The organism is Mesorhizobium sp. M1027, from assembly GCF_040318745.1.
GTDB lineage: Bacteria > Pseudomonadota > Alphaproteobacteria > Rhizobiales > Rhizobiaceae > Mesorhizobium.
Window position 1 is genome coordinate 358,731 of record NZ_JAMYMW010000005.1, and the last position, 24,480, is coordinate 383,210.

Genomic DNA, 24,480 nt, shown 5'->3' on the forward strand with positions numbered 1-24,480 from the left:
ACAACTTCATAACAGGCATCGCGGCGGCGTCTGCCGCTGCTTGACGGCACGTCACGCCCGGTCTAAGGGGCCTCTGCGCTGGTCTCGAGCCTCACATGGCCATATCAGTGCGATCTGACTGACGCGCCCCTTCCGAACGAAACCCTCTTTAGCAACAGCAAGGGAGACCGGCGATGATCAAGGCCTTCATCGTCGACAATGATCGCCTGCGCCCTGTCGACGATCTCCTGCAAAACAGCGATGCTGTCGTCTGGGTCGACCTTCTCAGCCCGACAAAGGAAGAAGAGACCACGATCGAGACCTGGCTCGGCATTGCCGTTCCGACCCGGGAAGAGATGGAGGAGATCGAGATCTCGAGCCGTCTCTACGTCGAGGACGGCGCCTACTTCATGACCGCCATTCTGCCGGCTCAGACCGAACTGGATGATCCCTTGATGTCTCCGGTCACCTTCGTGCTCGCCGGCAGCAGGCTGATCACCGTGCGTTACCACGAGCCGAAGGCGTTCAAGACCTTTCCGCTGCGCGCCGAGAAGGTGGCGACCGGCTGCACCAGCGGCGACACCATCCTGATTGGCTTGCTGGAGGCGATCGTCGACCGCCTCGCCGACATTCTGGAGCGCGCCGGCCGCGACGTCGAGGCGATCTCGCGCGATATATTCGAGGCACGCTCGACCAAGGTTTCCAAGCGCAACCGTGACTTCCAGGAACTGTTGAAAGGCATTGGCCGCAAGGAGGACCTCGCCTCCTCGGTCCGCGACAGCCTGATCTCGCTGCAGCGCCTTGCCGGCTTCCTCGCCCATGCCTCCACTCAGACCAAGATGAGCAAGGATACCCGCGCCCGCATCAAAACGTTGTCGCGCGACGTGCTGTCGCTTGCCGACCACGCCACCTTCCTGTCGCAGAAGATCAGCTTCCTGCTCGACGCGACGCTGGGCATGATCTCGATCGAGCAGAACGCCATCATCAAGATCTTCTCCGTCGCCGCTGTCATCTTCCTGCCGCCGACGCTTGTCGCTTCAACCTACGGCATGAATTTCGACATCATCCCTGAGCTCAAATGGCACTTTGGCTATCCCTTCGCCATCGGCATGATGGTGCTTTCGGCAATCCTGCCCTTCTGGTATTTCCGCCGTCGCGGCTGGCTATAGGGTCGTCAATGCGCGCTACGGCTTGGGCACAGCAGGCTGGCGCACCAGAAATTGCTTGACCAAATGCCGCCCTGCCTGCATCCGGGACCCGACGCGTAGCGATTGTACAATCCTGAACAGGATTTCCAGACCATGACCACAAAGACCTGGGCTTATGAGGATTTTGTCGAGGGCGCTTCGCTCGACCTCGGCACCAAGCTGGTAAGCGCCGCTGAAATCATAGAATTCGCCGACGAGTTCGATGCCCAGCCGATGCATCTCGACGAGGCCGCGGGCAAGGCCAGCATCCTCGGCGGGCTGGCGGCTTCGGGCTGGCACACCTGCGCCATGTTCATGCGCATGCTGTGCGATGCCTTCCTGCTCGACTCGACCTCCCAGGGCGCGCCAGGCGTCGACCAGGTCAAATGGAAACGGCCGGTCCTGGCCGGTGACCTGTTGAGCGGCAGCACCACCGTCCTTGCCAAGCGACTGTCCAGATCGAAGCCCCGCCTTGGCCTGGTGACCATGCGCAGCGAGTTGTTCAACCAGCGCGGCGAAGGTGTTTTCGAGCTCGAAAACACCGTCATGTTCCTCACCCGCGAGGGCAGTGCGTGAGCCTCGACGAATTCTTCTGCATCGGTATCACCGTCACGCTCGGTTCACATCGATTCGAACCGGAGGCGATCAAGGCGTTCGCCCGCAAATACGACCCGCAGATATTCCATATCGACGAAGAGGCGGCGAAGAACAGCATGTTCGGCGGGCTCTGCGCCTCGGGCTGGCACACCGCCGCCACCTGGATGAAATTGAACCTCCAGGCTGGCATGGAGGCAGAGGTCGCCCGCTGGCCCGGCCCCGGGCCGGTGCCGGAATTCGGTCCCTCGCCCGGCTTCAAGAACCTCAAATGGCCCAAACCTGTCTATGCCGGGGAAACCGTGACTTTCACCCGCACCGCGCTGGCCCATCGCCCCATCGCCTCGCGACCGGGCTGGCGGCTGCTGACGCTTCGCTCAGAGGCCTTCGATTCGATCGGCGACAAGGTCATCGAATTCGAAAGTGCCGTGCTGGTGAAGGTGGAGTGAGCGGAGTTCTTTCCCTCTCCCACAGGAAAGAAGGAAGAAACGCTCAATGCCCCTCAAACCCGATCAGCGTCCTCACCGGTACGCCGAGCGCCTCTAACCTCTCTCGGCCGCCAAGGTCCGGCAGGTCGATGACGAAGCAGGCGGCGAGGATATCGGCGCCGATCTGCCGCAATAGCTTGACGGCCGCCTCGGCCGTGCCGCCGGTGGCGATCAAATCGTCGACGAGGATTACCTTTTCGCCTGGAGAAACGCCGTCCTTGTGCATCTCCATCTCGTCCAGCCCGTATTCCAGGCTGTAGGCGACGCGCACCGTCTCGTAAGGCAGCTTGCCTTTTTTACGGATCGGCACGAAGCCGGCCGAGAGCTGGTGGGCGATAGCGCCGCCGAGGATGAAGCCGCGCGCCTCGATGCCGGCGATCTTGTCGATCTTCAGGCCGGCATAGGGATGCACCAGTTCGTCGATGGCGCGGCGGAAGGCCCGCGCATTGCCGAGCAGCGTGGTGATGTCGCGAAACAGGATGCCCGGCTTGGGATAATCCGGAATGGTGCGGATCGCGGCAAGCAGCGTCTCTTCGAGCGAGGATTTCATCGAGCGGCTCTCCGGGCTATTCAGATTCGGCTGAAGGCGTGAAAGGAATGGGCCAATCGTAACCCGGCGCCGCCAAGTCCGGCTACCGCCATGTGATGCCTGACGGAAAATTGTCCGGCAAAGGGCCTTGCTCAGCGTCGGCTGCGATGAATCGACATGCCTGCAATGAAAAGGGCGCCTTTCGACGCCCTCGCATTCTCGTATATCGCAGGGCTCAGTGCGCCACGCCGGCCCACACCTTGCGCTTGGTCAGGTAGACCAGCGCACCGAACAGCAGCAGGAAGACCAGCACGCGAAAGCCGGTCTTCTTGCGGTCCTCGAGGTGCGGCTCGGCCGCCCACATCAGGAACGCCGACACGTCGCGCGAGTACTGGTCGACCGTCTGCGGCGCGCCGTCATCATAGGTAACCTGGCCGTCGGAGAGCGGCTTCGGCATCTTCAGCGACACGCCGGACAGGAAGTACGGATTGTAGTGCGTGCCTTCCGGTATGACCATGCCCGCCGGCGGCTGCTGGTCGTAGCCGGTCAGCAGTGAGTGGATGTAGTCGGGGCCGCCTTGCGCATATTGCGTAAAGATGTCGAACACGAAGCGCGGGAAGCCGCGCTCGACCCCGCGCGCCTTGGCCAGCAGCGACATGTCGGGCGGTGCTGCGCCGCCATTTGCCGCCGCTGCCGCTTCGACATTGGGGAATGGCGCCGGGAAATGGTCGGACGGCTTGCCGGGGCGGTCGAACATGTCGCCGGCATCGTTCGGGCCGTCATGGATCGTATATTCGGCCGCCAGCGTCTTGATCTGCGCATCCGAATAGCCAAGGCCTTCCAGCGTACGGAACGCCACCAAATTCATCGAATGGCAGGCCGAGCAGACTTCCTTGTAGACCTTCAGTCCGCGCTGCAGCTGGGCCTTGTCGTAGGTGCCGAATGGCCCGGCGAAGCTCCAGTCCATTTCCTTCGGTTCGTGTATCGGGAAATGCGTCGGCGCCGCCTCATTGTGCGCCTCTTCCTGGGCGCTGGCTCCAGTGCTTGCGGCACCCATGCCCGCGGCCACAAGGCCAAGCAGCGCCAGCGAGGAGAGAATCTTTTTCATGCCAATTCCCCTTGAGATTCTCTGACGCGCTGTCATCGTCTCGAGCATGACCTTGTCCGAGTACCGGTTTCCACTTTTCGGGATCATGCTCAGCCCTTGGTTTCCGGGGCGGTCATGGCGCCAGCAGGATGTCCGCCGCCGCCCTTGTTCTTCTCGAGCACCGCCTCGGTGATCGAATTCGGCAGCCGTCGCGGCTTTTCGATCAGCCCGAGCACCGGCAGAGCTACCAGGAAGAAGGCGAAGTAGAACAGCGTCGCCATCTGCGCCATGAATACATAGCTGCCCTCGGCCGGCTGCGAGCCCAGCCAGCCGAGCAGGATGGCGTCGGCCACGAACAGCCAGAAGAACAGCTTGTACCAGGGTCGGTAGACTGCCGAGCGCACCTTCGAGGTGTCGAGCCACGGCACCAGGAACAGCATGACAATCGCGCCGAACATGCAGAGCACGCCCCCGAGCTTGGAGTTGATGGGCCCGATATTGAAGGTAATGGCGCGCAGGATCGCGTAGAACGGCAGGAAATACCATTCCGGCACGATGTGGGCCGGCGTCTTCAGCGGGTTGGCCACGGTGTAATTGTCGGGATGGCCGAGATAATTCGGCAGGTAGAACACGAAATAGGCGAAGACGAACAGGAACACGATCATGCCGAACCCGTCCTTTATGGTCGCGTAAGGCGTGAAGGCGAGCGTGTCGGTCTTCGATTTGACCTCGATGCCGGTCGGATTGTTCTGGCCGACGACGTGAAGCGCCCAGATGTGCAGCACGACGACGCCGGCAATCATGAACGGCAAAAGGTAGTGCAGCGCAAAGAAGCGGTTCAGCGTCGGATTGTCGACCGCGAAGCCGCCGAGCAAAAGCTGCTGGATCCAGTCGCCGACCAGCGGAATGGCGGTGAAGAAGCCGGTGATGACGGTGGCGCCCCAGAAGCTCATCTGGCCCCAGGGCAGCACATAGCCCATGAACCCGGTCGCCATCATCAGCAGGTAGATGATGCAGCCGAGGATCCACAGCAGCTCACGCGGCGCCTTGTAGGAGCCGTAGTAGAGGCCACGGAAGATATGGATGTAGACGGCGACGAAGAAGAACGACGCGCCGTTGGAATGAAGATAGCGCAGCAGCCAGCCCGAATTCACGTCGCGCATGATCTTCTCGACCGAATCGAAGGCGAGAGTGCTGTCGGCTGCATAGTGCATGGCCAGCACAATACCGGTCAGGATCTGCGCCGCCAGCATAAGCGCAAGGATGCCGCCGAAGGTCCAGGCATAGTTCAGGTTGCGCGGCACCGGATAGGCGATGAAGCTGTCATAGACCAGCCGCGGCAGCGGCATGCGCGAATCGAACCAGCGTCCGATACCGGTCTTGGGCGTATAGGTCGAGTGTCCCTCGCTCATGGAAATATCCCCTGCCTCAGCCGATACGGATCTTGGTGTCGGAAACGAATTGGAACACCGGTACCGCCATGTTCTCCGGCGCCGGCCCCTTCCGGATGCGGCCGGCGGTGTCGTATTGCGAACCGTGGCATGGGCAGAACCAGCCGCCGAAATCGCCTTCCTGGCCGAGCGGGATGCAGCCGAGATGAGTGCAGACCTGGACCATCACCATCCAGGCTTCCTTGCCCGGCGTGGTTCGATTGGCGTCGGTCGCCGGCGCGTCGGCCGGCAGGTTGGCATTGCGGGCGATTGGATCCTTGAGCTCGGCGAGATTGACCGCCTCGGCGTCCTTCATCTCTTTTTCGGTGCGGTTGCGCACGACCACCGGCTTGCCGCGCCACTTCACGACGAGCGACATTCCTGGCGTCAGCGACGAAACGTCGACCTCGACCGAGGCAAGCGCCAGCGTCGAGGCATCCGGACGCATCTGGTCGATGAACGGCCAAGCAACGGCGCCCGCGCCGACCACTGCGGCCATGCCGGTGGCGACGTAGAGAAAATCACGACGGTTGGGATCCTGGGTGTCGGTTGCGCTCACGGGTGCCTGATCCTTTCGCCTCTTCCGTGCCGGCGGCCGAGCTTGTTCCCCGCTCAATCGCGCCGGCCCGACAGCGCATGGCGAACAGGCTAGCGAATTCCTCCGGCATTTGGGACTTGGGTTTATGCGTGAAGCCTGTTTTTGTCCAGACGGGCGAAGGCACAAGGGCAGATTGTCGCGGGGGCGTAATTTGCCCAGCGGAACGATTGGAAAACAGCAGCAAAACCAAACGGCTGCGTTCACCTCGACAGCGGACGCTCGCCCGGTTTATCCTCGCCCCATGGCGCATGTCATCGACCGCGACAAATGGGCCAAAGCGCCCGACCAGTTGCCCGACCACTGGCAAGGCGAGTTGCAATGCGGGCCTTACGGTTCCAGCAGTTGCCTGATCTTTAACTACCTGCCGGAGACCGGCGGCGGCCCGAGGCTGCACAGCCATCCCTATTGCGAGATTTTCATCATCCGAACCGGGACCGGTCTGTTCACCGTCGGCGACCGGCAGATCGAGGCCACAGCCGGCCAGATCCTGATCGTACCGCCGAACACGCCGCACAAATTCACCAATCTCGGGCCAGGCCCGCTGGAAACCACCGACATACACGAGAACGGCGGCTTCATCACCGAGTGGCTGGAATAACGCTTCCCGAACCAGTTCCGGTTCGGATCATCCGCTGGCGCCGAGCCTGGCCAGAACGGCCTTGGGAATGTTGTATTCCCGGATCACCGTGTCGTGCTTGCGCAGGCCGCAAAGTTCGCGCTGGATGAAATACCCGTGCACCGCTTCGGCTGCATCCCTGAGCAGCCGGGCACGGTCGACACTGTCGCAATTCTCGCGCAGCCTCGTCAATGTTTCCTCGACGCGCCGGCCGGCGCGGCCGAGCGCGGCCGCCTTCTCGCCGAGGATTTCATGGCCAAGCAGGTCCAACGCGCTCTCCTGCGCGCCGGACCGTCCGAAATTCGATGGCATTCTCACCGCCATGGTCTACTCCGGTTTTTAGAAACTACTCCGCCGGCCGGGTCTCGGCCAGCGCGCTCTCCTCGTTGAACAGGAAGCCGCCGGACTGCCGCTTCCACAGCCTGGCATAGAGCCCGTCGAGCCCGACCAGCTCGTCATGCGTGCCTTGCTCGACGATGCGGCCCTCGTCGAGCACCACAAGCCGGTCGAGTGCCGCAATGGTCGACAGCCGATGCGCGATGGCGATGACCGTCTTGCCTTCCATCAGCCTTGCCAGATTTTCCTGGATCGCCGCCTCGATGTCGGAATCGAGCGCCGAGGTCGCTTCATCGAGCACCAGGATCGGTGCATCCTTGAGGAAGACGCGGGCGATCGCCACGCGCTGGCGCTGGCCGCCGGAGAGCTTGACGCCGCGCTCGCCGACATAGGCCTCGTAGCCGATACGATCGCGATTGTCGCGCAGACCGAGGATGAACTCGTGCGCCTCGGCCTTCTTCGCTGCCGCGACCACCTCGGCGTCGGTCGCTTCCGGCATGCCGAGCTTGATGTTGTCGCGCAGCGAGCGGTGGAAAAGTGCCGTATCCTGGCTGACGACGCCGATATTGGCGCGCAGCGAATTCTGCGTGACCCTGGAGACGTCCTGCCCGTCAATGGTGATCTTGCCGCTCTCGAGGTCGTAGAGGCGCAGGATCAGATTGACCAAGGTCGTCTTGCCGGCGCCGGACGGGCCGACCAGGCCGACCTTTTCGCCCGGCCGCACGACGACGTCGATGCCGTTGAGCACGCCGGACCCCTTGCCGTAGTGGAACTCGACATTGCTGACGTCGATGCGCCCGCCGCCGACGACAAGCTCTTTCGCGTCCGGCGCATCGGTCAGGCCGAGCGGCTGCGAGATCAGCGCCTTGGAATTTTCCAGCACGCCGAGATTCCGCAAGATGCCGTTGAGCTGCATCATCAGCCGGCCGAGCAGCATGTTCAGCCGCAGCACCAAAGACAGCGTGAAAGCCACGGCGCCGACTGTGATCGAACCCTCGACCCAGAGGTAAACGGCAAAGCAGGCGATCGCCGTTATCATGATGCCCGACAGCATCGTCAGCGCCATGCGCACGCCTGTCAGCCGGCGGGTGAACGGGCGCAGCGCGTCGAGATAGATGTCGAAGCCGTTCCTGATGTAGTGGTCGTCGCCATCGGCCGAGAACAGTTTCAGCGTCTGCACGTTCGAATAGGAATCGACAAGGCGGCCGGTGATCATCGAGCCGGCTTCGGCGGTCGCTTCGGCATGTTTGCGGATTGCCGGCAAATAGCGCCTGGCCAGCAAGCCGAAGGCGGTAATCCAGATCACCACCAGCACCGCCAGCCGGAGATCGAGCCCGGCGACCAGCGCCAGCGTCGTCACCGTATAGACGACCATGAACCAGACGACCTCGATGAAGCTTTCCATCAGATCGCCGGTCGCCTGTCCCGCCTGCCAGACCTTGGTCGCGATACGCCCGGCAAAGTCGTTCTGAAAGAAAGCGTAGGATTGGCGCGATACCTGGCGATGCGCCTGCCAGCGCACCAGATTATAGAAACCCGGCGTGATCGTCTGCTCGTCGACCAGCGCCGACAGACCGACGACAATGGTGCGGATGACCAGCACCACCGCGATCATGAAGACAAGCTCCGGGCCGGCGGCAGTCCACAGCGCGTGCCAGCTGCGTTCGCCGGGAAGCTGGTCGAGGATGTCGACCAGCCGCCCGACGAAATAGAACAGTCCGGCTTCGACCAGCGGCGCGATGCCGCCGATCACCAGCATGGCGAAGAAGGCGATCTTCGCCTGCCCGACATAATGCCAGAGGAAACCCCTGACGCCAGCAGGTGGCCGAAGGTCCGCTGGCTCCCGGAATGGATAGACCCAGTTCTCGAACCAGCGGTAGATGGCAGTCATCATTCGGCGGCTTCACCCTTGGCGATTGCATCGTTGGCGGCCGCATCGTTGGCAGAAGGCGCGTCGTCGAGCAGGAATCCGCCCGACTGACGTTGCCAGAGCTGGGCGTAGAGCCCGCCTTTGGCAACGAGTTCCTCATGCGAACCTTCCTCGATGACTCGGCCCTTGTCCATGACCACGAGCCGGTCCATGGCCGCGATCGTCGACAGCCGGTGCGCAATGGCGATGACGGTCTTGCCTTGCATCAGTTTGTAGAGATTCTCCTGGATGGCCGCCTCGGCCTCGGAATCGAGGGCGGAGGTCGCCTCGTCGAGAATGAGGATCGGCGCGTCCTTCAGCATGACACGGGCTATGGCGATGCGTTGCCGCTGGCCGCCGGACAATTTGACGCCGCGATCGCCGACATGCGCGTCGAAACCCTTGCGGCCGTTCGAATCCGACAAGCCGGCAATGAAATCCAGCGCCTCGGCGCGCCGCGCCGCCTCGAGCAGCATCTCGTTGCTGGCCTCCGGCCGGCCATAGAGGATGTTCTCGCGTACCGAGCGATGCAGCAGCGAGGTGTCCTGCGTGACCATGCCGATCAGGGCCCGCAGCGAGTCCTGCGTCACTGCCGCAATGTCCTGGCCGTCGATCAGGACCTTGCCGCTTTCGAGGTCGTAGAAGCGCAACAGAAGATTGACCAGCGTCGACTTGCCGGCACCCGATCGACCGACGATGCCGACCTTCTCGCCCGGCTTCACCGTCAGCGACAAGCTTTCGATCACACCCTTCTGCTTGCCGTAGTGGAAGCGGATGTCCTCAAAACGGATCTCGCCCTTGGTCACGGCAATATCCTTGGCGCCAGGCCGGTCTTCGACGAGGCGCGGCAGCGAGATCGAGGCGATGCCGTCCTGCACCGTGCCGATATTCTCGAACAGCGTGGACATCTCCCACATGATCCATTGCGACATGCCCCAGAGCCGCAGCACGAGGCCGATGACCAGGGCGACAGCGCCGATCGTCACGGCTTGGCCGAGCCACAGCCATAGCGAGATTGAGGCGACCGAAAACAACAGCAGCGAATTCAGGACATAGAGCAGGCCGTAGAGTTGCGTCACCAACCGCATCGATCGGTAAACGGTGTCGAGAAAGCCGGCCATACCGTCCTTGGCGAAGGATGCCTCGCGCCGCGCATGCGAGAACAGCTTGACCGTCTGAATATTGGAATAGCTGTCGACGACACGGCCAGTCATGGTCGAGCGCGCATTGGCCTGCTCCTCGCCGACCTTGCCCAGCCGCGGGATGAAATAGCGCAACAGCAGGACATAGCCGGCAAGCCAGACGGCAAGCGGCGCAGCCAGCCGCCAGTCTGCCGAGCCAACAATGAACAGCATGCCGAGAAAATAGACGACGATATAATTGAGCACATCGATGAGCTTGATGACGCACTCGCGCACGGCGAGCGCTGTCTGCATCAGCTTGGTCGCGATGCGCCCGGCAAACTCGTCCTGATAGAAGCTCATCGACTGCTTGAGCAGGTACCGATGCACCTGCCAGCGGATACGCATCGGATAATTACCCATCAGCGTCTGCTGGTTGAGCAGCGAATGGAACCAGACGGTTGCCGGCAGCGCGAAAACCACGATGAAGGCCATGCCGGCCAGCTTCAAGCCTTCGGTCTGCAGGAACGTCTCGCGATTCTGTCCGGACAGCCAGTCGACGATCCGGCCCATGAAGCCGAACATCCACACCTCGGCAAGGGCGATGGCCGTCACCAGTACCGCATCGAGAGCGATGTAGGGCCATGCGCCGCGCGTGTAATGCACGCAGAAGGCGATCAGTGTCCGCGGCGGCTCGACCGGCTCCTTGGCAGGGAACGGATCGAGCCTTTTTTCAAACCAGCTAAACATAGTGATGCTCACAATTTCCCGCTCACGCGGCACGCGAACGGACGAGGTGCCCAGACCGCATGGCGTCAAGAACCGGCGATACGGTATCGTCCGCCTCGCCGGCCCTGCTTCGCGCTATATAGGTTGTCGCGGGCCTTTCGCCGACAGTCTCGCTTGACAATGCTGACGACGTTTTGACAATCCGGATTTTCGCGCCGGTTTTTGCACCAGGCCGGATCAGCCTGATGATCCGGCGCACCAACGACGGCCGGCTATAGTCCGGAACGGCGCGCGAGAAATCGATGTCCGGCAGCATGCCGCGATGCGGACGCCGGCGGGTCTCGGCGTGAACCGCCGACGAGTGGGTCTCGCCGATCAAAAGTGCCCAGGTCGCAATCTTGCGCTCGTGCAGGCTTCTTGAGCCGGGTATTCTACAGGGATCGAACATCGGTCCGTCCTCCACTTGAAGATGCAGATAGAAGGGTGAGTCGACCCAGGCCGCGGGCATGCGCGGTGCGGCAAAGGTGACATCGGTCGAATTGTGTTCAGGCGGGGCGTTCAGCCCCTTGCACAGCTTGAAAAACATCGCAGGATTCCTTCAAAGGCCGAAAAGGTTTCGGCGGGAATCGGTGCGATCAGAAGTCTAGAAGGTCAGGAGAATCGTCGTACCGAAACCGCCGTCGGGCTGGTAAGCCCACGAGAGAGGTGGTGGATGTGCATGGCCATCATGAATTACCCCTCCATCGGTTCGGGTTGACAATGCTGGCCGTATAACCGACTTCGCAGAAAATGACCACCCGCCAGTCCAGGAATTTCCAAAACCGCGAGAGCTCTGTGGCTGATCTGCCACTTATTAGAAAGACGCGGAAATGAACGACCGTCTCCGCATCGCGCTCTACCAGCCTGATATCGCCGGCAACACCGGGACAATCCTGCGCTTCGCCGCTTGCCTCGGTCTCGGCGTCGACATCATCGAACCGGCGGGCTTCCCGCTCGGTGACCGGGCGCTGAAACGGGCCGGCATGGACTACCTCGAAATGGCGGCGCTCACCCGGCATGTCGACTGGCACGCCTTCGAGGACTGGCGCAAGCTTGCCAAGCGGCGGCTCGTGCTGCTGTCGACCAAAGCAGCTGCCGCCTACACGGATTTCGCCTTTACCGGCGACGACATTCTCCTGTTCGGCCGCGAATCCGCAGGCGTGCCGGATGCCGTCCACGAGGCGGTGGATGCGTGCCTGACCATCCCGATGCAGCCCGGAGCGCGCAGCATCAACGTCGCGCTTTCCGTTGCGATGGTGGCGGGCGAGGCGATCCGGCAGCTTCGCTAGGACGTGTACGCGATCGCCGGCCGCAGCGACCAAGGCATCGTCCTCACGCAACACTGCGTCCTCTCCGGTCATTCTAATCCAGACGCCCATCGCCATCCCCTGCCGTTTGCATCTTCGAGGCTTCTTCGCTACAAGCTCAACTTAACTTGAGGTCAAGCGGAAAATCGGAGATGGCTGCGGCAACGGAATTGACGGTCGGCCAAGTGGCGACGCGCAGTGGCGTGGCGGTGTCGGCGCTGCATTTCTACGAAGCGCGCGGGCTGATCCGCAGCCACCGCACATCAGGCAACCAACGGCGTTACGGCCGCGACGTGCTGCGACGTGTGGCGATCATCAAGGTAGCGCAGGAGGTCGGCATTTCGCTGGCCGAGATCGGTACAGCCCTTCGATCGCTGCCCGAAGGACGAACGCCGACCCGCGAGGATTGGAACCTGCTTTCGACGGCTTGGCGCGACGAGCTCGATCAGAAGATTAGTCAGCTCAAGAAGCTGCGCGACGGGTTGACCGACTGTATCGGCTGCGGCTGCATGTCGATCGACAAATGTCCGCTGCGGAATAAGGGCGACCGGCTGAGCATCCGAGGGCCGGGCGCGAGACGCTTGCTGATCGAGCGTTAATCCGCCGCCGGCAGCCGCCTGATTGTGAATTCGATGACGTCGCCCGGCCGCTCGAACCAGCTCTCGATCTCGGTCCAATAGGCCTGCTTAGGAAAGCGCTCGAACCATTCCTTCGCCTTGAGACGAGCGTCGGAGCGCGGCAGCACGAAGGTCTCGCGCAGGAAGCCGTCGCGCGGCATGCGCGCGTTCTCGGCGCGCGAACGGTCGAGCCTCTTCTTCAGGCCATCCAGCGGCGGTCTTGCCGGGGTGCGCACGAAAGAACTCAATTCACACTTGACCCTTGCACCTAAGAGATTAGGGATCGCGGCCGGAAAAGACGAGTCATTTGTCGGGGTACGCCCCGCAACCGGAGACAGGATTTGCAACGACCCGAGATACCGGCTGGGCTGCCAGCCGACATCGAACAGAAGAAGACGAAGGCACGGCTGTGGTTCGAGACGTTGCGCGAGCGCATCTGCGCCAGCTTCGAGCAGATCGAGCAGGACCTGCGGGGGCCGCAGGCCAGCTGGTCGCCCGGTCGCTTCGAAAAGACGCCGTGGCAACGCGATGCCGGCAAGGGCGGCGGCGGCATCATGTCGATGATGCATGGCCGCGTCTTCGAGAAGGTCGGCGTCCACACCTCGACCGTTCATGGCGAGTTCTCCCCCGAATTCAGGACGCAGATGCCGGGCGCCGAAGAGGACCCGTCCTTCTGGGCGAGCGGCATTTCGCTGATCGCCCATCCGTGGAACCCCAACGTGCCGGCCGTGCATATGAACACGCGCATGGTCGTCACCTCACGCCAGTGGTTCGGCGGCGGCGCCGACCTGACACCGGTGCTCGACCGCCGCCGCAGCCAGGACGACCCCGACACGATCGCGTTCCACAGAGCGATGCAATTTGCCTGCGAGAAGAACGCGGTGATCGCCGACTACGTGAAATTCAAAGCCTGGTGCGACGAGTACTTCTACCTGCCGCACCGCGACGAGCCACGCGGTACCGGCGGTATCTTCTTCGACTGGCTGCATTCGGGGGAGGACAAAGGCGGCTGGGACGCCGATTTCAACTTCGTCCAGGACGTCGGGCGATCTTTTCTCGTCGTCTACGGGCATCTGGTGCGCGCCAACTTCAATGACAACTGGACCGATGGCGACCGTGACGAGCAGCTCATCCGCCGCGGCCGTTATGTCGAATTCAACTTGCTTCACGATCGCGGCACCATATTCGGGCTGAAGACCGGCGGCAATGTCGCCTCGATCCTGTCCAGTCTGCCGCCAGAAGCGAAATGGCCGTAAAATCTCGGTGAGCACGAGGTGAGCCGCAATCGGGTCCAAATCCCCGAAATTTGACGGCGAATGTGGCGCAAGGCGTGCCAAAAAATATCTTTTTCGTCTAATATACCGTTGTAAAGATTGGGCTATTTGTCGCGTGGGGCCGGGAAACGCCGGCGGTTCTGTACTCCCGAGAGCCGCGACCCGACGTGACCGGACGGCCCATGATTGAATGGGGCACCTTTCCCAAGCGGTGCCCGCATTTTCCAGGAGAGCATGCCATGCGCAAGCTTATTATGACTGCAGCCGCCGCTGCCGTTCTCGCCTCTGGTACTGCCGCATTCGCTGCGGTCAAGCACACCACCGGCACGATCAAAAGCTTTGATGGAACGGCGATGAGCCTGGTTCTGGATAACGGAGCCACCTTTACGTTGCCCCAGACCTTCAAGGATCCTGGCCTGAAGGTCGGCGAAAAGGTCCGCGTCACGTGGGATATGAACGGCAAGGATAAAATTGCCGAGGCAGTCAAGATCGTGAAGTGATGTCCTGCCCGCTGGAGCAAGACGAGGTCTTACTCCTGGGTAGCGTAAGAGGGCGGAGCAGCGATGCTCCGCCTTTTCGCAACCCGATCACCGCGTGTCGGCTTGGACGCACGGCACTCTAAGGCAACCAAAACCATTCGATCGTGTTATGCTAACCTGGCCAGCGTGTAGCCCGGATACCGGACGCGGTTTCCGGATCGCGCAATCAAAGGTCTGGAGCTTCCGTGTCAGTGCGCGGTGCTCCAAGGAGGAGATGAGGAGAAGCCGATGAAGGAATTCCATTGCGGGTCGCTCGTACCCGGCTGCGAGTGGCACACACGCGCCGAGGAGGAGGCTGAGGTCATGCGCCGTGCCGTCGATCATCTGCGCGAGACGCATGGCGAGACGGTGATTCGCGAGACGATGATCGAGGCGATCCGCTCGCGCATCGAAAAGGTCCGCGACGCAGCGTGACGGTCAGGATTCGAGTGCCTCTGCGGCGCGCTTGAGCAGCGCGCCGCGATCGAGCGCAAAACCGGACTCGACCCATTCCTTTTCGAGGTTCTTCAACGTTGCACCAAGCTTTGGCCCCGGTGACGCGCCAAGTGTCGTCAGATCGGCGCCCTTGAGCGGAAAAACAGGGTTTTGCCATTTTTCGGCGAAGGCAAGCAGGCGCGAGAAGCCACCGGCTTCGAGTAGTGCGTCATTGTCTTCGACCGCGCGGGCTCGAGCGGAAGCAAGCAACAGCCGCAACCGATCGACAAAGCCTTGGCGGTCGCCAAAATAAAGCCTTTTCGCCAACTCTCCTTCGGTCGTTTTCGGATCGACGGCAGCCGTGATCGCCCAATTCCGCAGACGGCTTGCCTCGCTCACGGAAAGCCTCAATCTCTCGGCAAGCGTCTTCATGCGCGCGGCATCCGGCGGCACGACGGCTTCCAGCCTGAGCAGCGGGTCCGGCGCCCAGGCCAGGTCCTTCTCGGTCTTGGTCAGCCCGTGGATGGCATCGATGCCCCATTTCTCGCTTTCCGGCAAAACGGCGGTCAGAACGCCGGCTTGGCGCATCCACAGCAGCGCCCGCGACGGATCCGGCGCCGACAGCAATTTCTTCAATTCCCACCAGACGCGCTCGACCGAGAGCTGGTCGAGCCCCTGCTTCAGCCGGGCGCAAGCCTTTAACCCTTCGGCATCCGGCCTGCCGTCGCCATACCAGGCGAAGAAACGGAAGAAACGCAGGATGCGCAGATAATCCTCGCGGATACGCGCTTCCGGATCGCCGATGAAGCGCAGCCGCCGCACCTCGATATCGGCGATACCGCCGACCAGATCGACGACCGTTCCATCGGCTTCGGCATAGAGTGCATTGATGGTGAAATCGCGCCGCTCAGCGTCGGCTTTCCAGTCGCGGCCGAACGACACTTTGGCGCGCCGGCCGTCGGTTTCGATATCGGCACGCAGCGTGGTGACCTCGTAGGCCTTGCCCTGGGCGACCGCGGTGACGGTGCCATGCTTGATGCCGGTCGGCACCGTCTTGAAGCCCGCCGCCTCGGCACGCCGGATGGTTTCCTCGGGCACTGTCGTGGTGGCGATGTCGATGTCGGCGACCGGCTGGCCGATGAGCGCGTTGCGCACCGCACCGCCGGCGACACGCGCCTCCTCGCCGCCGTCGGTGAGCGCGGCGAGCAGGCGCTGCAAGTGGCTTTCGCCGAGCCAGCCGGCCTTGCCGGCAATCGACACCGGATTGCTCACGAATAGAGCCTTTCATAGAGCGTTCGGATGATGCCCGCAGTGACGCCCCAGATGCGCTGGCCGCCATAGGGCATCTCGTAAAAGAACCATTCGAGGTCGTTCCACATGCGACTGTCTCTGGTGTGGTTGGCGGGGTCCATCAGAAAACCCAGCGGCACCTCGAAGACAGCATCGACTTCGTCGGAATTCAGCGTCAGGCTGAAACCGGGCCGCACAATCCCGAGCACCGGGGCGATGCGATAGCCGCTGCCGGAAACATAGTCCGGCAGACGGCCGATGATCTCGATGTAATCCCTATCGAGACCGATCTCCTCGAATGTCTCGCGCAACGCCGCCGCTTCCGGGCTCGCATCGGTTGGATCGACGGTGCCACCGGGGAAAGCAACCTGCCCCGAATGGTTGCGCAGCTTTTCCGCCCGCCTGGTCAAAAGGACCGTGGCTTCATGGCCATGATCGACCACCGGGATCAGAACGGCGGCATCGCGCAGCGCGTTGGCCAGCTTCAGCCTGGGATGGCCCGGATTGAAGCGGTGGTCGCCAAAATCGTCGCCGGCATGCGCCAGCGGCTGCGCCGCGACGCGCTGGCGAAACTCGGCAGCGGAAAACGCCAACGGCGTCACCTGATCCATCATAGGCGGTCCATCATGCGCTCAGCCGTCTCAGTTTCTCAGCCGGCATGATTGGATAGACCTCGCCTTTGGAACGGACGGCAAACATCGTCTTGCCACCGATGTCGATCTCTTCGCCGTGCTCGACCAGCTCGTACATCACCGGCCGTGTCACCAGCGCCTCCAGCCGCCCGCGCACCAGCACATAGGGCTTCAGGCCACCTGTCTCGTCCTCATCGACGAAGCGCAGCGGGTGTCCCGCCCCAGCCTCGACCACGTCGCCGACATTGGTGCGAAAGGTGATGATTTGCCCGTCGCCCGCGCCAGACACGTCCATCTCGACGGCAATGAAGGGCGCGTCGGCGACGCGGATGCCAACCTTTTCCACCGGCGTCACCAGGTAGGTCCTGCCGTCCTCGTCCTTACGCAGCACCGAGGAAAAAAGCTGCACCAGCGGCATCCGGCCGATCGGCGTTCCCAGATAGAACCAGGTGCCGTCCTGCTTGATTTCCATATCGAGATCGCCGCAAAACGCCGGATTCCAGCGTTCCACCGGCGCCGGCCCCTTGCCGGCGCGTGTCGCGCGCGAGACCAGCGCTTGCAGCCCGCGCGCCTCGGTCGCGGCCGTCAGGCTCTCTTCACGATTGTCTGCGGCTTCCGTCATGGTCACGAAATAGTCACTGTTGTTCCGCTTGTCAGCCTAAGTCTGTGATTTAAATTCAAAGACAGGCGCCCTGCGAGGCCGAATCGCGGCATTCTGCGGCACCCACTGTGCCAAGCGGTATTTCCAACCAGAAGGATCGATGCTGCATGAGCGTGATGATCAAGGAAAGCCCGATCAGCGAAAAGGACATGGTGGCGCAGGCCGAGAAAGCGCTGGCCGACATTTCAAGGGTTCGCAACGGCGTCGGCCGGGTCATCTTCGGCCAGGAAAGCGTCGTCGAGCGCACGCTCGTCGCATTGCTGGCCGGCGGCCATGCACTGCTGGTCGGCGTGCCCGGCCTAGCCAAGACCAAGCTGGTCGAAACGCTGGGCATCGTGCTCGGCCTCGATTCGCGCCGCATCCAGTTCACGCCCGACCTGATGCCGTCCGACATTCTCGGCTCAGAGGTGATGGAGCAGGATGAATTCGGCAAGCGTTCGTTCCGCTTCATTTCCGGGCCGATCTTCGCGCAACTGCTGATGGCCGACGAGATCAACCGCGCCTCACCGCGAACCCAGTCGGCGCTGCTGCAGTCGATGCAGGAATACCACGTCACCATTGCCGGCGTGCGCCACGATTTGCCGTCACCGTTCCATGTTCTGGCGACACAGAATCCGCTGGAGCAGGAAGGCACCTATCCGCTGCCCGAGGCACAGCTCGACCGCTTCCTGATGCAGGTCGACATCCTCTACCCCGAGATCGAGGCGGAGCGCCGCATCCTGCTGGAAACCACCGGTATCGAGGATGCCAAGGCTGAAAACGTGCTGCAGCCGGCGCGGCTGAAGGACATCCAGACGCTCATCCGCCGCATGCCGGTGCCGGAAAGCGTCGTCGAGGCGATCCTCAAGCTGGTGCGCTCTGCGCGTCCCGGCCAGGGCAACGCCGATACCGACAAGCACGTCGCCTGGGGCCCAGGCCCGCGCGCCAGTCAGGCGCTGACGCTGTGCACCCGCGCCCGCGCCCTCTATGACGGCCGGCTGGCGCCGTCGGTCGACGACGTCCGCGCACTGGCCGAGCCGGTGCTGCAGCACCGCATGGCGCTGACCTTCGCCGCCCGCGCCGAGGGCACCACGGTTCGCGACGTCGTGGCGAAGCTCGCGAAAGGGATTTGATGGCGCGCATCGGTGAAGCGCAGGCACCGGCAGCGACGCGCGATGCGCTCGCCAGAGGCCGGTTGCGGGCTTCGTTGGTGCCGGACCTGCTGGTCGAGGCGCGCCGCATCGTCAACACGGTAATTGCCGGCTGGCATGGCCGCCGCAAGCGCGGCATCGGCGAGAACTTCTGGCAGTTCCGGCCCTATGTCGAAGGCGATTCCTCGCGCATTGACTGGCGCCGTTCCGCCCGCGACGACCACACCTATGTCCGCGACCGTGAATGGGAGGCCGCCCACACGGTGTGGCTGTGGGCCGACCCCTCGCCTTCCATGCTCTACAAATCGACCGGAGCCAGCGTTTCCAAGGAATCGCGCGCCCTTGTGCTGACGCTGGCCATGGCCGAGCTTTTGTCGCGCAGCGGCGAGCGCATTGCCTGGCCCGGCCTGACCGACCCGTTCACCGCCCGCAATGGCGCCGAGCGCATCGCGGCGCAACTGATGCACGCCGGCGGCCTGCCGGCAAAGCCCGACCTGTCCGGCATTCGCCGCTTCTGCGACATCGTCCTCGTCAGCGATTTCCTCGACCCGGTCGAGGACACCATGGCCTGGCTGGACGTGCTCGCCCGCCACGGCGTGCGCGCACACCTGATCGAGGTCGCCGATCCGGCCGAGGAAAGCTTCCCCTATGCCGGGCGCACCGAATTCACCGATCCTGAGACCGGCGACAAGCTGACCGCCGGCCGTGCCGAAATGCTGGGCGAGGACTATCGCCTGCTTTATGCCGCCCGCCGCCAGGAACTGGCCGCCTGGTGCAAACGGCTTGGCTGGAGCTTTACCGTCAATCATACCGATCGCCTTGCCTCCGAGGCGCTGGTGCGCATCCATATGGCGATGACCGCCGAGGGCAGCTTTGCCGGGAGGGCCCGCGCATGAGTTGGCTGCCGCTCTCCTTCGGGGCGCCGATGGTGCTGTGGGGCCTGCTGGTGCTGCCGGTGATCTGGTGGCTTCTGCGGCTGACTCCGCCCAGGCCGCAAACCGAGGTGTTTCCGCCGCTCAGGATTCTCGCCCGCGTGTTGAGGCGCGAAGAAACGCCGCGGCAGAGCCCTTGGTGGCTGACGCTGCTCAGGCTGCTGATGGCCGCGCTTGTCGTGGCGGCACTTGCCGAACCCGTCTTCAACCCGCGCGAAAAGCTGCCCGCCGAGGGCGCCGCCCTGGCGCTGGTGATCGACAATGACTGGGCAAGTGCCCCCGACTGGGGCAAGCGGGTCGCCACCGCCGAGCGGCTGATCGCCGATGCCAATTCGAATGGCGTGCCGGTGCTCATCGCTTTCACCGCCGAGAAGCCGAATGCCGAGATCGGTCCCTTCGATGCCGCTGCCGCGCTCGACCGGCTGCGCGCGGCAAAGCCGCGGCCGATCCCGACCGACCGCCCCGCCGTCTACGCCCGCGTCGCGTCAGCCCTGGAGTCGCTGCCGGGCGCCAGCGTCGCAGTGCTCGCCGATGGCTTGGCGGCGCAAGGCGACGAAACCGCCTTCAACACGTTGTTGTCAAAGAACGCGGCACGTATTGTCTGGGCCGTCTCCGACCGGCTGTCGCTGACCGGCCTGACCGGCGCCGACAACCAGGTCGACGGCTTCGCCCTGACCGCCATCCGCGCACCGGGCGACCCGGCACCTGCACAGGTGACGGCCGGCGCGTTCGACGACAAGGGCCGCCGCATTGCCGACGCGACGCTTACCTTTGCCCCGGGCGGAACCACCGTGACCGGCACGATGGCGGTGCCGTTCGAACTGCGCAACGACTTCGCCTACATCGCGCTCGATGGCGAGCGCCAGGCCGGTGCCGTCCGCGTGCTCGATGAGAGCTCAAAGCGCCGCCGCGTCGGGCTGCTGTCGCAGTCCGAGGCCGATCAGGCGCAACCGCTGCTGTCGCCGCTCTACTACATCCGCCGCGCCCTGCAGCCCTTCGCCGATCTCGTCGAGCCGTCGAGCGTCGATCTCGCCGACGCCATTCCGCAACTGCTCGACCAGAAACCGGCGATGATCGTCATGGCGGATGTCGGCACCATTCCGGAACAGGCGCGGCAGAGGCTGGTCGACTGGGTCGACAAGGGCGGCACACTGGTGCGTTTTGCCGGTTCGCGGCTGGCCGCTGCCGGCAATGACGACGATCTGCTGCCGGTCCGGCTGCGCACCGGCGAGCGATCGCTTGGCGGCGCGCTGTCATGGACGGCGCCGCAGCCGGTCACCGAATTCCCGAAAACCGGTCCCTTCGCCGACCTCGCGCCGCCAACCGAGGTCACCGTTACTAGGCAGGTGCTGGCCGAGCCGACGCCCGACATTGTCGAGCGCACCTGGGCCACGCTTGCCGACGGCACGCCGCTGGTGACCGGGATGAAGAAGGACAAGGGCACCCTCGTACTGTTCCACGTCACCCCCGAGGCGACGTGGTCCAACCTGCCGATCTCCGGCAGCTTCGTCGAGATGCTGCGGCGCATCGTGCAATTGTCGCGCAACCAGGGCTCGGCGGTCGCCAACGCCGAGGCAGCCGCCACGTCGCTGGCACCCTATCGCATGATCGCCGCCGACGGCACGCTGGTGCCGCCGACGCCGGATGCCAGGCCGTTGGTGCCAGGCGCCGGCCCGCTGCCGGTGACGCTGGAAAACCCGCCCGGCCTCTACGGCTCCGAGACAGGAGTGTTCGCTCACAATCTGCTCGGCGGCGACAGCGCATTCACGCCGCTTGCCCGGCCTGAAATCACGGTGCCGATCACCACCATCCAGTATGCCTTCGACGAGCAGCGCAACCTCAAAGGTCCGCTTGTCACGGCCGCCCTGGTGCTGATGGTGCTCGACACGCTTGCCGTATTCTGGATGGGCGGCCTGTTGTCGCGCCGGCCGCGCCGTGCCGGCGCTGCGGCGACGGCAGCCGTCCTGCTGATTGCGCTCTGCGCCTTGATTGGCCACGCGGACGTCGCGCGTGCCGACGACGCCAAACCGGGAGATACAGAGGCGATCGGGGACATTTCAAAGACCCGGATCGCCTACGTGCTGACCGGCGAACCGGGTGTCGATTCGATCAGCCGCGCCGGGCTCGAAGGGCTGACCCGCTTTCTTATCGAAAAAACCGCGCTCGAACCCGGAGCACCCGCCGGCGTCGACATCTCGAAGGACGAACTGTCCTTCTACCCGCTGATCTACTGGCCGATCGATCCCTCGGCCCCGATGCCGAGCGAGGCCGCCATCGCCCGCATCGACGCCTATATGCAGCAGGGCGGAACGGTCTTGTTCGACACCCGTGACCAGTTCGCCAATGGCATTGGTGCGGATTCGACCAGCCCGGCTACGGAGCGGCTGCGCGACATCCTCGGCAACCTCAACGTGCCACCGCTGGAACCGGTGCCGTCGGACCACGTGCTGACCAAATCCTTCTACATTCTTCCGGAGTTTCCTGGCCGTTTTGCCGGCAGCCCGCTTTGGGTCGAGGCATCGCTCGAAGCCAGCAACACCGAGAACCGCCCGGTGCGCACCGGCGACGGCGTTTCGCCAATCATGATCACCGCGAATGATTTCGCCGGCGCCTGGGCGGTCGACGAGAATGGCGACCCGCTATTGCCGACGGTGCCTTCGGATCCGATGCAGCGCATCTATGCGCTGCGCGCCGGCGTCAACATCATGATGTACATGCTGACCGGCAACTACAAGTCCGATCAGGTGCACGTCCCGGTGCTGCTCGAACGGCTGGGGCAGTAGACTATGAACTGGTCGCTCTCCTTCGAACCGCTCATCACCTGGCCGCTGCTCGCAGTGGTCCTGGTGCCGCTGCTGCTGCTGGCGCTGGCCGGCCTTTGGTTTCGCCAGCGCGGTGCGATTTTCCGCCTGGCAGCCCTGATTGCCCTGGCTGCGGCGCTGCTCAATCCGGTGTTCCTCGACGAAGAGCGCGAGCCGCTGAAAAGCATCGTCGCCGTCGTCGTCGACCGCAGCCAGAGCCAGGATATCGGCGACCGCACCAAGCAGACCGACGCGGCGTTAGCCGGGCTTCAGCAGCGTCTCGGCCGCTTCAAGCAGTTCGACGTCCGTGTCGTCGAAGCCGGCAAGTCCGAAGCCGCCGACGAGCGCACCGAGACGCGGTTGTTTTCCTCGCTCGAAAATGCTTTCCGCGACGTGCCGCCATCGCGCATCGGCGGCGCCATCATGATCACCGATGGCGAGGTGCATGACGCGCCGTCCGGCACACCCGACTTCAATGCCCCGCTGCATGCGCTGATTACCGGCAACGAGCATGAAAAGGACCGTCGCATTCGCTTCGAGAATGCGCCGCGCTTCGGCCTCGTCGGCAAGCCGCTCGACATGACCTATCGCGTCATCGCCACCAACAACGACACCGGCCCGGTCGATGTCCGCGTATCGGTCAATGGCGAGCAGGTATCGGTCGAGCACGCCAACATCGGCCAGGCGATGCCGCTGCAGGTGACCATTCCCAGCGCCGGGCGCAACATTGTCGAACTCGCCATCAACCACGAGCCGGGCGAACTCACCGACACCAACAACCGCGCCATCGCGCTGATCGACGGTATTCGCGAAAATCTGCGGGTACTGCTCGTTTCCGGTGAACCGCATGCGGGCGAGCGCACCTGGCGCAATTTGCTGAAATCCGACGCTTCGGTGGACCTCGTGCACTTCACCATCCTGCGCCCGCCGGAAAAGCAGGACGGCACGCCGATCAACGAATTGTCGCTGATCGCCTTCCCGACGCGCGAGCTGTTTGTTGAGAAGATCAAGGATTTCGACCTGATCATCTTCGACCGCTATCAGCACCGCGACGTACTGCCGATCCTCTATTACGACTATATCTCCGAATATGTCGAAAAGGGCGGCGCGCTGCTGATCGCGGCAGGCCCCGAATATGCCGGCGAAAGCTCGATCGCCCGCACGCCGCTGATATCGGCGCTGCCGGCAATGCCGACCGGCGAGGTCATCGACAAGGCCTTCTATCCGCGCCTCACCGATACCGGCCAGCGTCATCCGGTAACGCGCGGGCTCGACGGCTCCGCGACCGAGCCGCCGCACTGGAGCCGCTGGTTCCGCACCATCGGGGTCGAGAACCCCGAGGGCGAGGTGGTGATGAAGGGCGCCGACAACCGGCCGCTGCTGCTGCTCGATCGCAAGGGCGAAGGCCGCGTCGGCATGCTTCTGTCCGACCAGGGCTGGCTGTGGGCGCGCGGCTTCGAGGGCGGTGGCCCCCACGTCCAGCTCTACCGGCGCATCGCCCACTGGCTGATGAAGGAGCCCGAACTCGAGGAAGAGCGGCTGACCGCCGACGGCCGCGGCATGGTGCTGGAAATCCGCCGCCAGACGATGAGCGACGACCCCGGCCCGGCGCAAGTCATCACGCCATCCGGCAAGGCACTGATCGTCAGGCTCGAGAAATCCGAACCAGGTGTCTTCCTCGGCAGCGTCGAGACCAGCGAAATCGGTCTCTACCAGGTCGGCAATGGCGACCTGACGGCATTGGCCCATGTCGGGCCGGTCAACGCCCCGGAATTCACCGATGTGGTCTCCACCGAGAACCGGCTGAAACCACCGGCTGAGGCAACCGGCGGCAGCGTTCGCCGGCTGGCGCCGGCCTCGGCACTTGGCAATCTCACCAGCATGGTCACGCTGCCCTCGATCGTTCCAGTCCGCTCCTCGGGAGCGGCTTCCGGCAATGACTGGATCGGCCTGCGCACCACCGACGACAGCGTGCTCAAGGCCGTCTCGCGCGTGCCGCTGTTCGGTGGCTTCCTCGGACTCGGCCTGCTGCTTTTGGCGATGGGCTCTATGTGGTACCGCGAAGGGCGGTAACGGCACCGTCCTTCCTTCTCCCCTTGTGGGCCTGTTGCGCAGTAACCGGGGATGTTTGGATGGGGCGGGATCGCAGGGATTTCGCTCGTCTTTGTGAGCTCCGCCCCCTTGTTTGGGGTTTCGGCGGCGGTTTCGGCCCGGGCGGCCGGGCTGCGGGCGCACCTATCC

Annotated in this window: 25 protein-coding genes; 13 read left to right on the forward strand and 12 right to left on the reverse strand. The window is 63.6% G+C overall.

Features of this window, described 5'->3' with window-relative positions:
- The first annotated feature begins 173 nt into the window (after positions 1–173).
- The 3 genes from corA to NKH50_RS12730 all read left to right on the forward strand — a co-directional run bounded on the left by corA (position 174) and on the right by NKH50_RS12730 (position 2,209).
- Entirely contained in the window at positions 174–1,148 is a 975-nt protein-coding gene (corA, locus tag NKH50_RS12720) for a magnesium/cobalt transporter CorA (RefSeq protein ID WP_352879062.1), read from the forward strand.
- A gap of 132 nt (positions 1,149–1,280) precedes the next feature.
- Positions 1,281–1,742, forward strand: coding sequence for a MaoC family dehydratase (locus NKH50_RS12725; protein ID WP_352477973.1), 462 nt, complete (start codon positions 1,281–1,283; stop codon positions 1,740–1,742).
- Positions 1,739–2,209, forward strand: a complete 471-nt coding sequence (locus NKH50_RS12730) for a MaoC family dehydratase (RefSeq protein WP_352508138.1) — start codon at positions 1,739–1,741, stop codon at positions 2,207–2,209. The genes NKH50_RS12725 and NKH50_RS12730 overlap by 4 nt, the downstream gene beginning before the upstream one ends.
- A 43-nt stretch (positions 2,210–2,252) precedes the next feature.
- On the opposite strand, the gene NKH50_RS12735 is transcribed toward NKH50_RS12730, so the two are convergent.
- The 4 genes from NKH50_RS12735 to petA all read right to left on the reverse strand — a co-directional run bounded on the left by NKH50_RS12735 (position 2,253) and on the right by petA (position 5,853).
- On the reverse strand, positions 2,253–2,798 hold the full coding sequence (locus NKH50_RS12735) for an adenine phosphoribosyltransferase (protein ID WP_254819181.1): 546 nt from the start codon (positions 2,796–2,798) through the stop codon (positions 2,253–2,255).
- A gap of 214 nt (positions 2,799–3,012) precedes the next feature.
- Positions 3,013–3,885 (reverse strand): cytochrome c1, encoded by an 873-nt coding sequence (locus tag NKH50_RS12740; RefSeq protein WP_352477976.1) that lies wholly within the window; start codon positions 3,883–3,885, stop codon positions 3,013–3,015.
- Between the two features lie 89 nt (positions 3,886–3,974).
- On the reverse strand, positions 3,975–5,276 hold the full coding sequence (locus NKH50_RS12745; RefSeq protein ID WP_352879066.1) for a cytochrome b: 1,302 nt from the start codon (positions 5,274–5,276) through the stop codon (positions 3,975–3,977).
- A gap of 16 nt (positions 5,277–5,292) precedes the next feature.
- Positions 5,293–5,853 carry a ubiquinol-cytochrome c reductase iron-sulfur subunit gene (gene petA / locus NKH50_RS12750; protein WP_352541007.1) on the reverse strand — a complete coding sequence of 187 codons (561 nt, stop codon included), beginning with the start codon at positions 5,851–5,853 and terminating at the stop codon, positions 5,293–5,295.
- A gap of 280 nt (positions 5,854–6,133) precedes the next feature.
- Here petA and NKH50_RS12755 point away from each other — a divergent pair, with 280 nt between their 5' ends.
- Positions 6,134–6,490: a cupin domain-containing protein gene (locus NKH50_RS12755; protein ID WP_352687893.1), complete on the forward strand. Its 357-nt coding sequence runs from the start codon at positions 6,134–6,136 to the stop codon at positions 6,488–6,490.
- Positions 6,491–6,517: 27 nt separating this feature from the next.
- Here NKH50_RS12755 and NKH50_RS12760 read toward each other — a convergent pair whose 3' ends face one another.
- From NKH50_RS12760 to NKH50_RS12775, 4 genes are read right to left on the reverse strand one after another with little or no spacing between them, the layout of a single operon-like run.
- Positions 6,518–6,832: a DUF6665 family protein gene (locus tag NKH50_RS12760; protein ID WP_352687895.1), complete on the reverse strand. Its 315-nt coding sequence runs from the start codon at positions 6,830–6,832 to the stop codon at positions 6,518–6,520.
- Between the two features lie 22 nt (positions 6,833–6,854).
- Positions 6,855–8,738 (reverse strand): ABC transporter ATP-binding protein, encoded by a 1,884-nt coding sequence (locus NKH50_RS12765; RefSeq protein ID WP_352704094.1) that lies wholly within the window; start codon positions 8,736–8,738, stop codon positions 6,855–6,857.
- Entirely contained in the window at positions 8,735–10,624 is a 1,890-nt protein-coding gene (locus NKH50_RS12770) for an ABC transporter ATP-binding protein (RefSeq protein ID WP_352879071.1), read from the reverse strand. Before NKH50_RS12770 ends, NKH50_RS12765 begins: the two co-directional genes overlap by 4 nt.
- A 22-nt stretch (positions 10,625–10,646) precedes the next feature.
- Positions 10,647–11,189 (reverse strand): hypothetical protein, encoded by a 543-nt coding sequence (locus tag NKH50_RS12775; RefSeq protein ID WP_352704090.1) that lies wholly within the window; start codon positions 11,187–11,189, stop codon positions 10,647–10,649.
- A gap of 283 nt (positions 11,190–11,472) precedes the next feature.
- Here NKH50_RS12775 and NKH50_RS12780 point away from each other — a divergent pair, with 283 nt between their 5' ends.
- Positions 11,473–11,931: a tRNA (cytidine(34)-2'-O)-methyltransferase gene (locus NKH50_RS12780; protein WP_352879075.1), complete on the forward strand. Its 459-nt coding sequence runs from the start codon at positions 11,473–11,475 to the stop codon at positions 11,929–11,931.
- 170 nt (positions 11,932–12,101) lie between these two features.
- Positions 12,102–12,548, forward strand: coding sequence for a redox-sensitive transcriptional activator SoxR (gene soxR, locus NKH50_RS12785; RefSeq protein ID WP_352477990.1), 447 nt, complete (start codon positions 12,102–12,104; stop codon positions 12,546–12,548).
- Here soxR and NKH50_RS12790 read toward each other — a convergent pair.
- Entirely contained in the window at positions 12,545–12,802 is a 258-nt protein-coding gene (locus NKH50_RS12790) for a hypothetical protein (RefSeq protein ID WP_023679487.1), read from the reverse strand. The two genes, soxR and NKH50_RS12790, sit on opposite strands and share 4 nt — an antisense overlap.
- Before the next feature lie 105 nt (positions 12,803–12,907).
- Here NKH50_RS12790 and hemF point away from each other — a divergent pair, with 105 nt between their 5' ends.
- The 3 genes from hemF (at position 12,908) to NKH50_RS12805 (ending at position 14,793) form a co-directional block, all read left to right on the forward strand.
- Positions 12,908–13,822: an oxygen-dependent coproporphyrinogen oxidase gene (hemF, locus tag NKH50_RS12795; protein WP_352704084.1), complete on the forward strand. Its 915-nt coding sequence runs from the start codon at positions 12,908–12,910 to the stop codon at positions 13,820–13,822.
- Positions 13,823–14,079: 257 nt separating this feature from the next.
- Complete coding sequence (locus NKH50_RS12800; protein ID WP_352879080.1) at positions 14,080–14,340, forward strand: DUF1344 domain-containing protein; 261 nt, start codon at positions 14,080–14,082, stop codon at positions 14,338–14,340.
- Between the two features lie 267 nt (positions 14,341–14,607).
- Positions 14,608–14,793, forward strand: a complete 186-nt coding sequence (locus NKH50_RS12805; RefSeq protein ID WP_352879083.1) for a DUF1059 domain-containing protein — start codon at positions 14,608–14,610, stop codon at positions 14,791–14,793.
- Between the two features lie 3 nt (positions 14,794–14,796).
- Here the strand turns inward: NKH50_RS12805 and NKH50_RS12810 are convergent, their stop codons facing one another.
- From NKH50_RS12810 to NKH50_RS12820, 3 genes are read right to left on the reverse strand one after another with little or no spacing between them, the layout of a single operon-like run.
- A complete protein-coding gene (locus tag NKH50_RS12810) occupies positions 14,797–16,065 on the reverse strand; it encodes a CCA tRNA nucleotidyltransferase (RefSeq protein WP_352879086.1) in 1,269 nt (422 codons plus the stop codon).
- A complete protein-coding gene (locus NKH50_RS12815) occupies positions 16,062–16,694 on the reverse strand; it encodes a CoA pyrophosphatase (protein ID WP_352478099.1) in 633 nt (210 codons plus the stop codon). Before NKH50_RS12815 ends, NKH50_RS12810 begins: the two co-directional genes overlap by 4 nt.
- Positions 16,695–16,707: 13 nt before the next feature.
- Entirely contained in the window at positions 16,708–17,337 is a 630-nt protein-coding gene (locus NKH50_RS12820) for a DUF1285 domain-containing protein (protein WP_352879089.1), read from the reverse strand.
- 146 nt (positions 17,338–17,483) lie between these two features.
- On the opposite strand from NKH50_RS12820, the gene NKH50_RS12825 reads away from it, so the two are divergent.
- Genes NKH50_RS12825 through NKH50_RS12840 form a run of 4 tightly spaced genes read left to right on the forward strand, consistent with a single transcriptional unit; the run spans position 17,484 to position 24,312 of the window.
- Complete coding sequence (locus NKH50_RS12825; RefSeq protein WP_254819166.1) at positions 17,484–18,488, forward strand: AAA family ATPase; 1,005 nt, start codon at positions 17,484–17,486, stop codon at positions 18,486–18,488.
- On the forward strand, positions 18,488–19,402 hold the full coding sequence (locus NKH50_RS12830; protein WP_352508154.1) for a DUF58 domain-containing protein: 915 nt from the start codon (positions 18,488–18,490) through the stop codon (positions 19,400–19,402). The genes NKH50_RS12825 and NKH50_RS12830 overlap by 1 nt, the downstream gene beginning before the upstream one ends.
- A complete protein-coding gene (locus NKH50_RS12835) occupies positions 19,399–22,221 on the forward strand; it encodes a DUF4159 domain-containing protein (protein WP_352879092.1) in 2,823 nt (940 codons plus the stop codon). The genes NKH50_RS12830 and NKH50_RS12835 overlap by 4 nt, the downstream gene beginning before the upstream one ends.
- Positions 22,222–22,224: 3 nt before the next feature.
- Complete coding sequence (locus NKH50_RS12840) at positions 22,225–24,312, forward strand: hypothetical protein (protein WP_352508158.1); 2,088 nt, start codon at positions 22,225–22,227, stop codon at positions 24,310–24,312.
- The last annotated feature ends 168 nt before the right edge of the window (positions 24,313–24,480 follow it).

Bases quoted from the DNA above. Each gene is read 5' to 3' on its own strand.
- NKH50_RS12755 (WP_352687893.1), top strand. From the start codon at position 6,134: ATGGCGCATGTCATCGACCGCGACAAATGGGCCAAAGCGCCCGACCAG.
- NKH50_RS12770 (WP_352879071.1), bottom strand. From the start codon at position 10,624: ATGTTTAGCTGGTTTGAAAAAAGGCTCGATCCGTTCCCTGCCAAGGAG.
- NKH50_RS12805 (WP_352879083.1), top strand. From the start codon at position 14,608: ATGAAGGAATTCCATTGCGGGTCGCTCGTACCCGGCTGCGAGTGGCAC.
- NKH50_RS12825 (WP_254819166.1), top strand. From the start codon at position 17,484: ATGAGCGTGATGATCAAGGAAAGCCCGATCAGCGAAAAGGACATGGTG.
- NKH50_RS12840 (WP_352508158.1), top strand. From the start codon at position 22,225: ATGAACTGGTCGCTCTCCTTCGAACCGCTCATCACCTGGCCGCTGCTC.
- NKH50_RS12775 (WP_352704090.1), bottom strand. From the start codon at position 11,189: ATGTTTTTCAAGCTGTGCAAGGGGCTGAACGCCCCGCCTGAACACAAT.
- NKH50_RS12830 (WP_352508154.1), top strand. From the start codon at position 18,488: ATGGCGCGCATCGGTGAAGCGCAGGCACCGGCAGCGACGCGCGATGCG.
- NKH50_RS12725 (WP_352477973.1), top strand. From the start codon at position 1,281: ATGACCACAAAGACCTGGGCTTATGAGGATTTTGTCGAGGGCGCTTCG.
- NKH50_RS12800 (WP_352879080.1), top strand. From the start codon at position 14,080: ATGCGCAAGCTTATTATGACTGCAGCCGCCGCTGCCGTTCTCGCCTCT.
- NKH50_RS12835 (WP_352879092.1), top strand. From the start codon at position 19,399: ATGAGTTGGCTGCCGCTCTCCTTCGGGGCGCCGATGGTGCTGTGGGGC.
- NKH50_RS12740 (WP_352477976.1), bottom strand. From the start codon at position 3,885: ATGAAAAAGATTCTCTCCTCGCTGGCGCTGCTTGGCCTTGTGGCCGCG.
- soxR (WP_352477990.1), top strand. From the start codon at position 12,102: ATGGCTGCGGCAACGGAATTGACGGTCGGCCAAGTGGCGACGCGCAGT.
- NKH50_RS12815 (WP_352478099.1), bottom strand. From the start codon at position 16,694: ATGGATCAGGTGACGCCGTTGGCGTTTTCCGCTGCCGAGTTTCGCCAG.
- NKH50_RS12820 (WP_352879089.1), bottom strand. From the start codon at position 17,337: ATGACGGAAGCCGCAGACAATCGTGAAGAGAGCCTGACGGCCGCGACC.
- corA (WP_352879062.1), top strand. From the start codon at position 174: ATGATCAAGGCCTTCATCGTCGACAATGATCGCCTGCGCCCTGTCGAC.
- NKH50_RS12760 (WP_352687895.1), bottom strand. From the start codon at position 6,832: ATGGCGGTGAGAATGCCATCGAATTTCGGACGGTCCGGCGCGCAGGAG.
- NKH50_RS12735 (WP_254819181.1), bottom strand. From the start codon at position 2,798: ATGAAATCCTCGCTCGAAGAGACGCTGCTTGCCGCGATCCGCACCATT.
- NKH50_RS12745 (WP_352879066.1), bottom strand. From the start codon at position 5,276: ATGAGCGAGGGACACTCGACCTATACGCCCAAGACCGGTATCGGACGC.
- NKH50_RS12780 (WP_352879075.1), top strand. From the start codon at position 11,473: ATGAACGACCGTCTCCGCATCGCGCTCTACCAGCCTGATATCGCCGGC.
- NKH50_RS12765 (WP_352704094.1), bottom strand. From the start codon at position 8,738: ATGATGACTGCCATCTACCGCTGGTTCGAGAACTGGGTCTATCCATTC.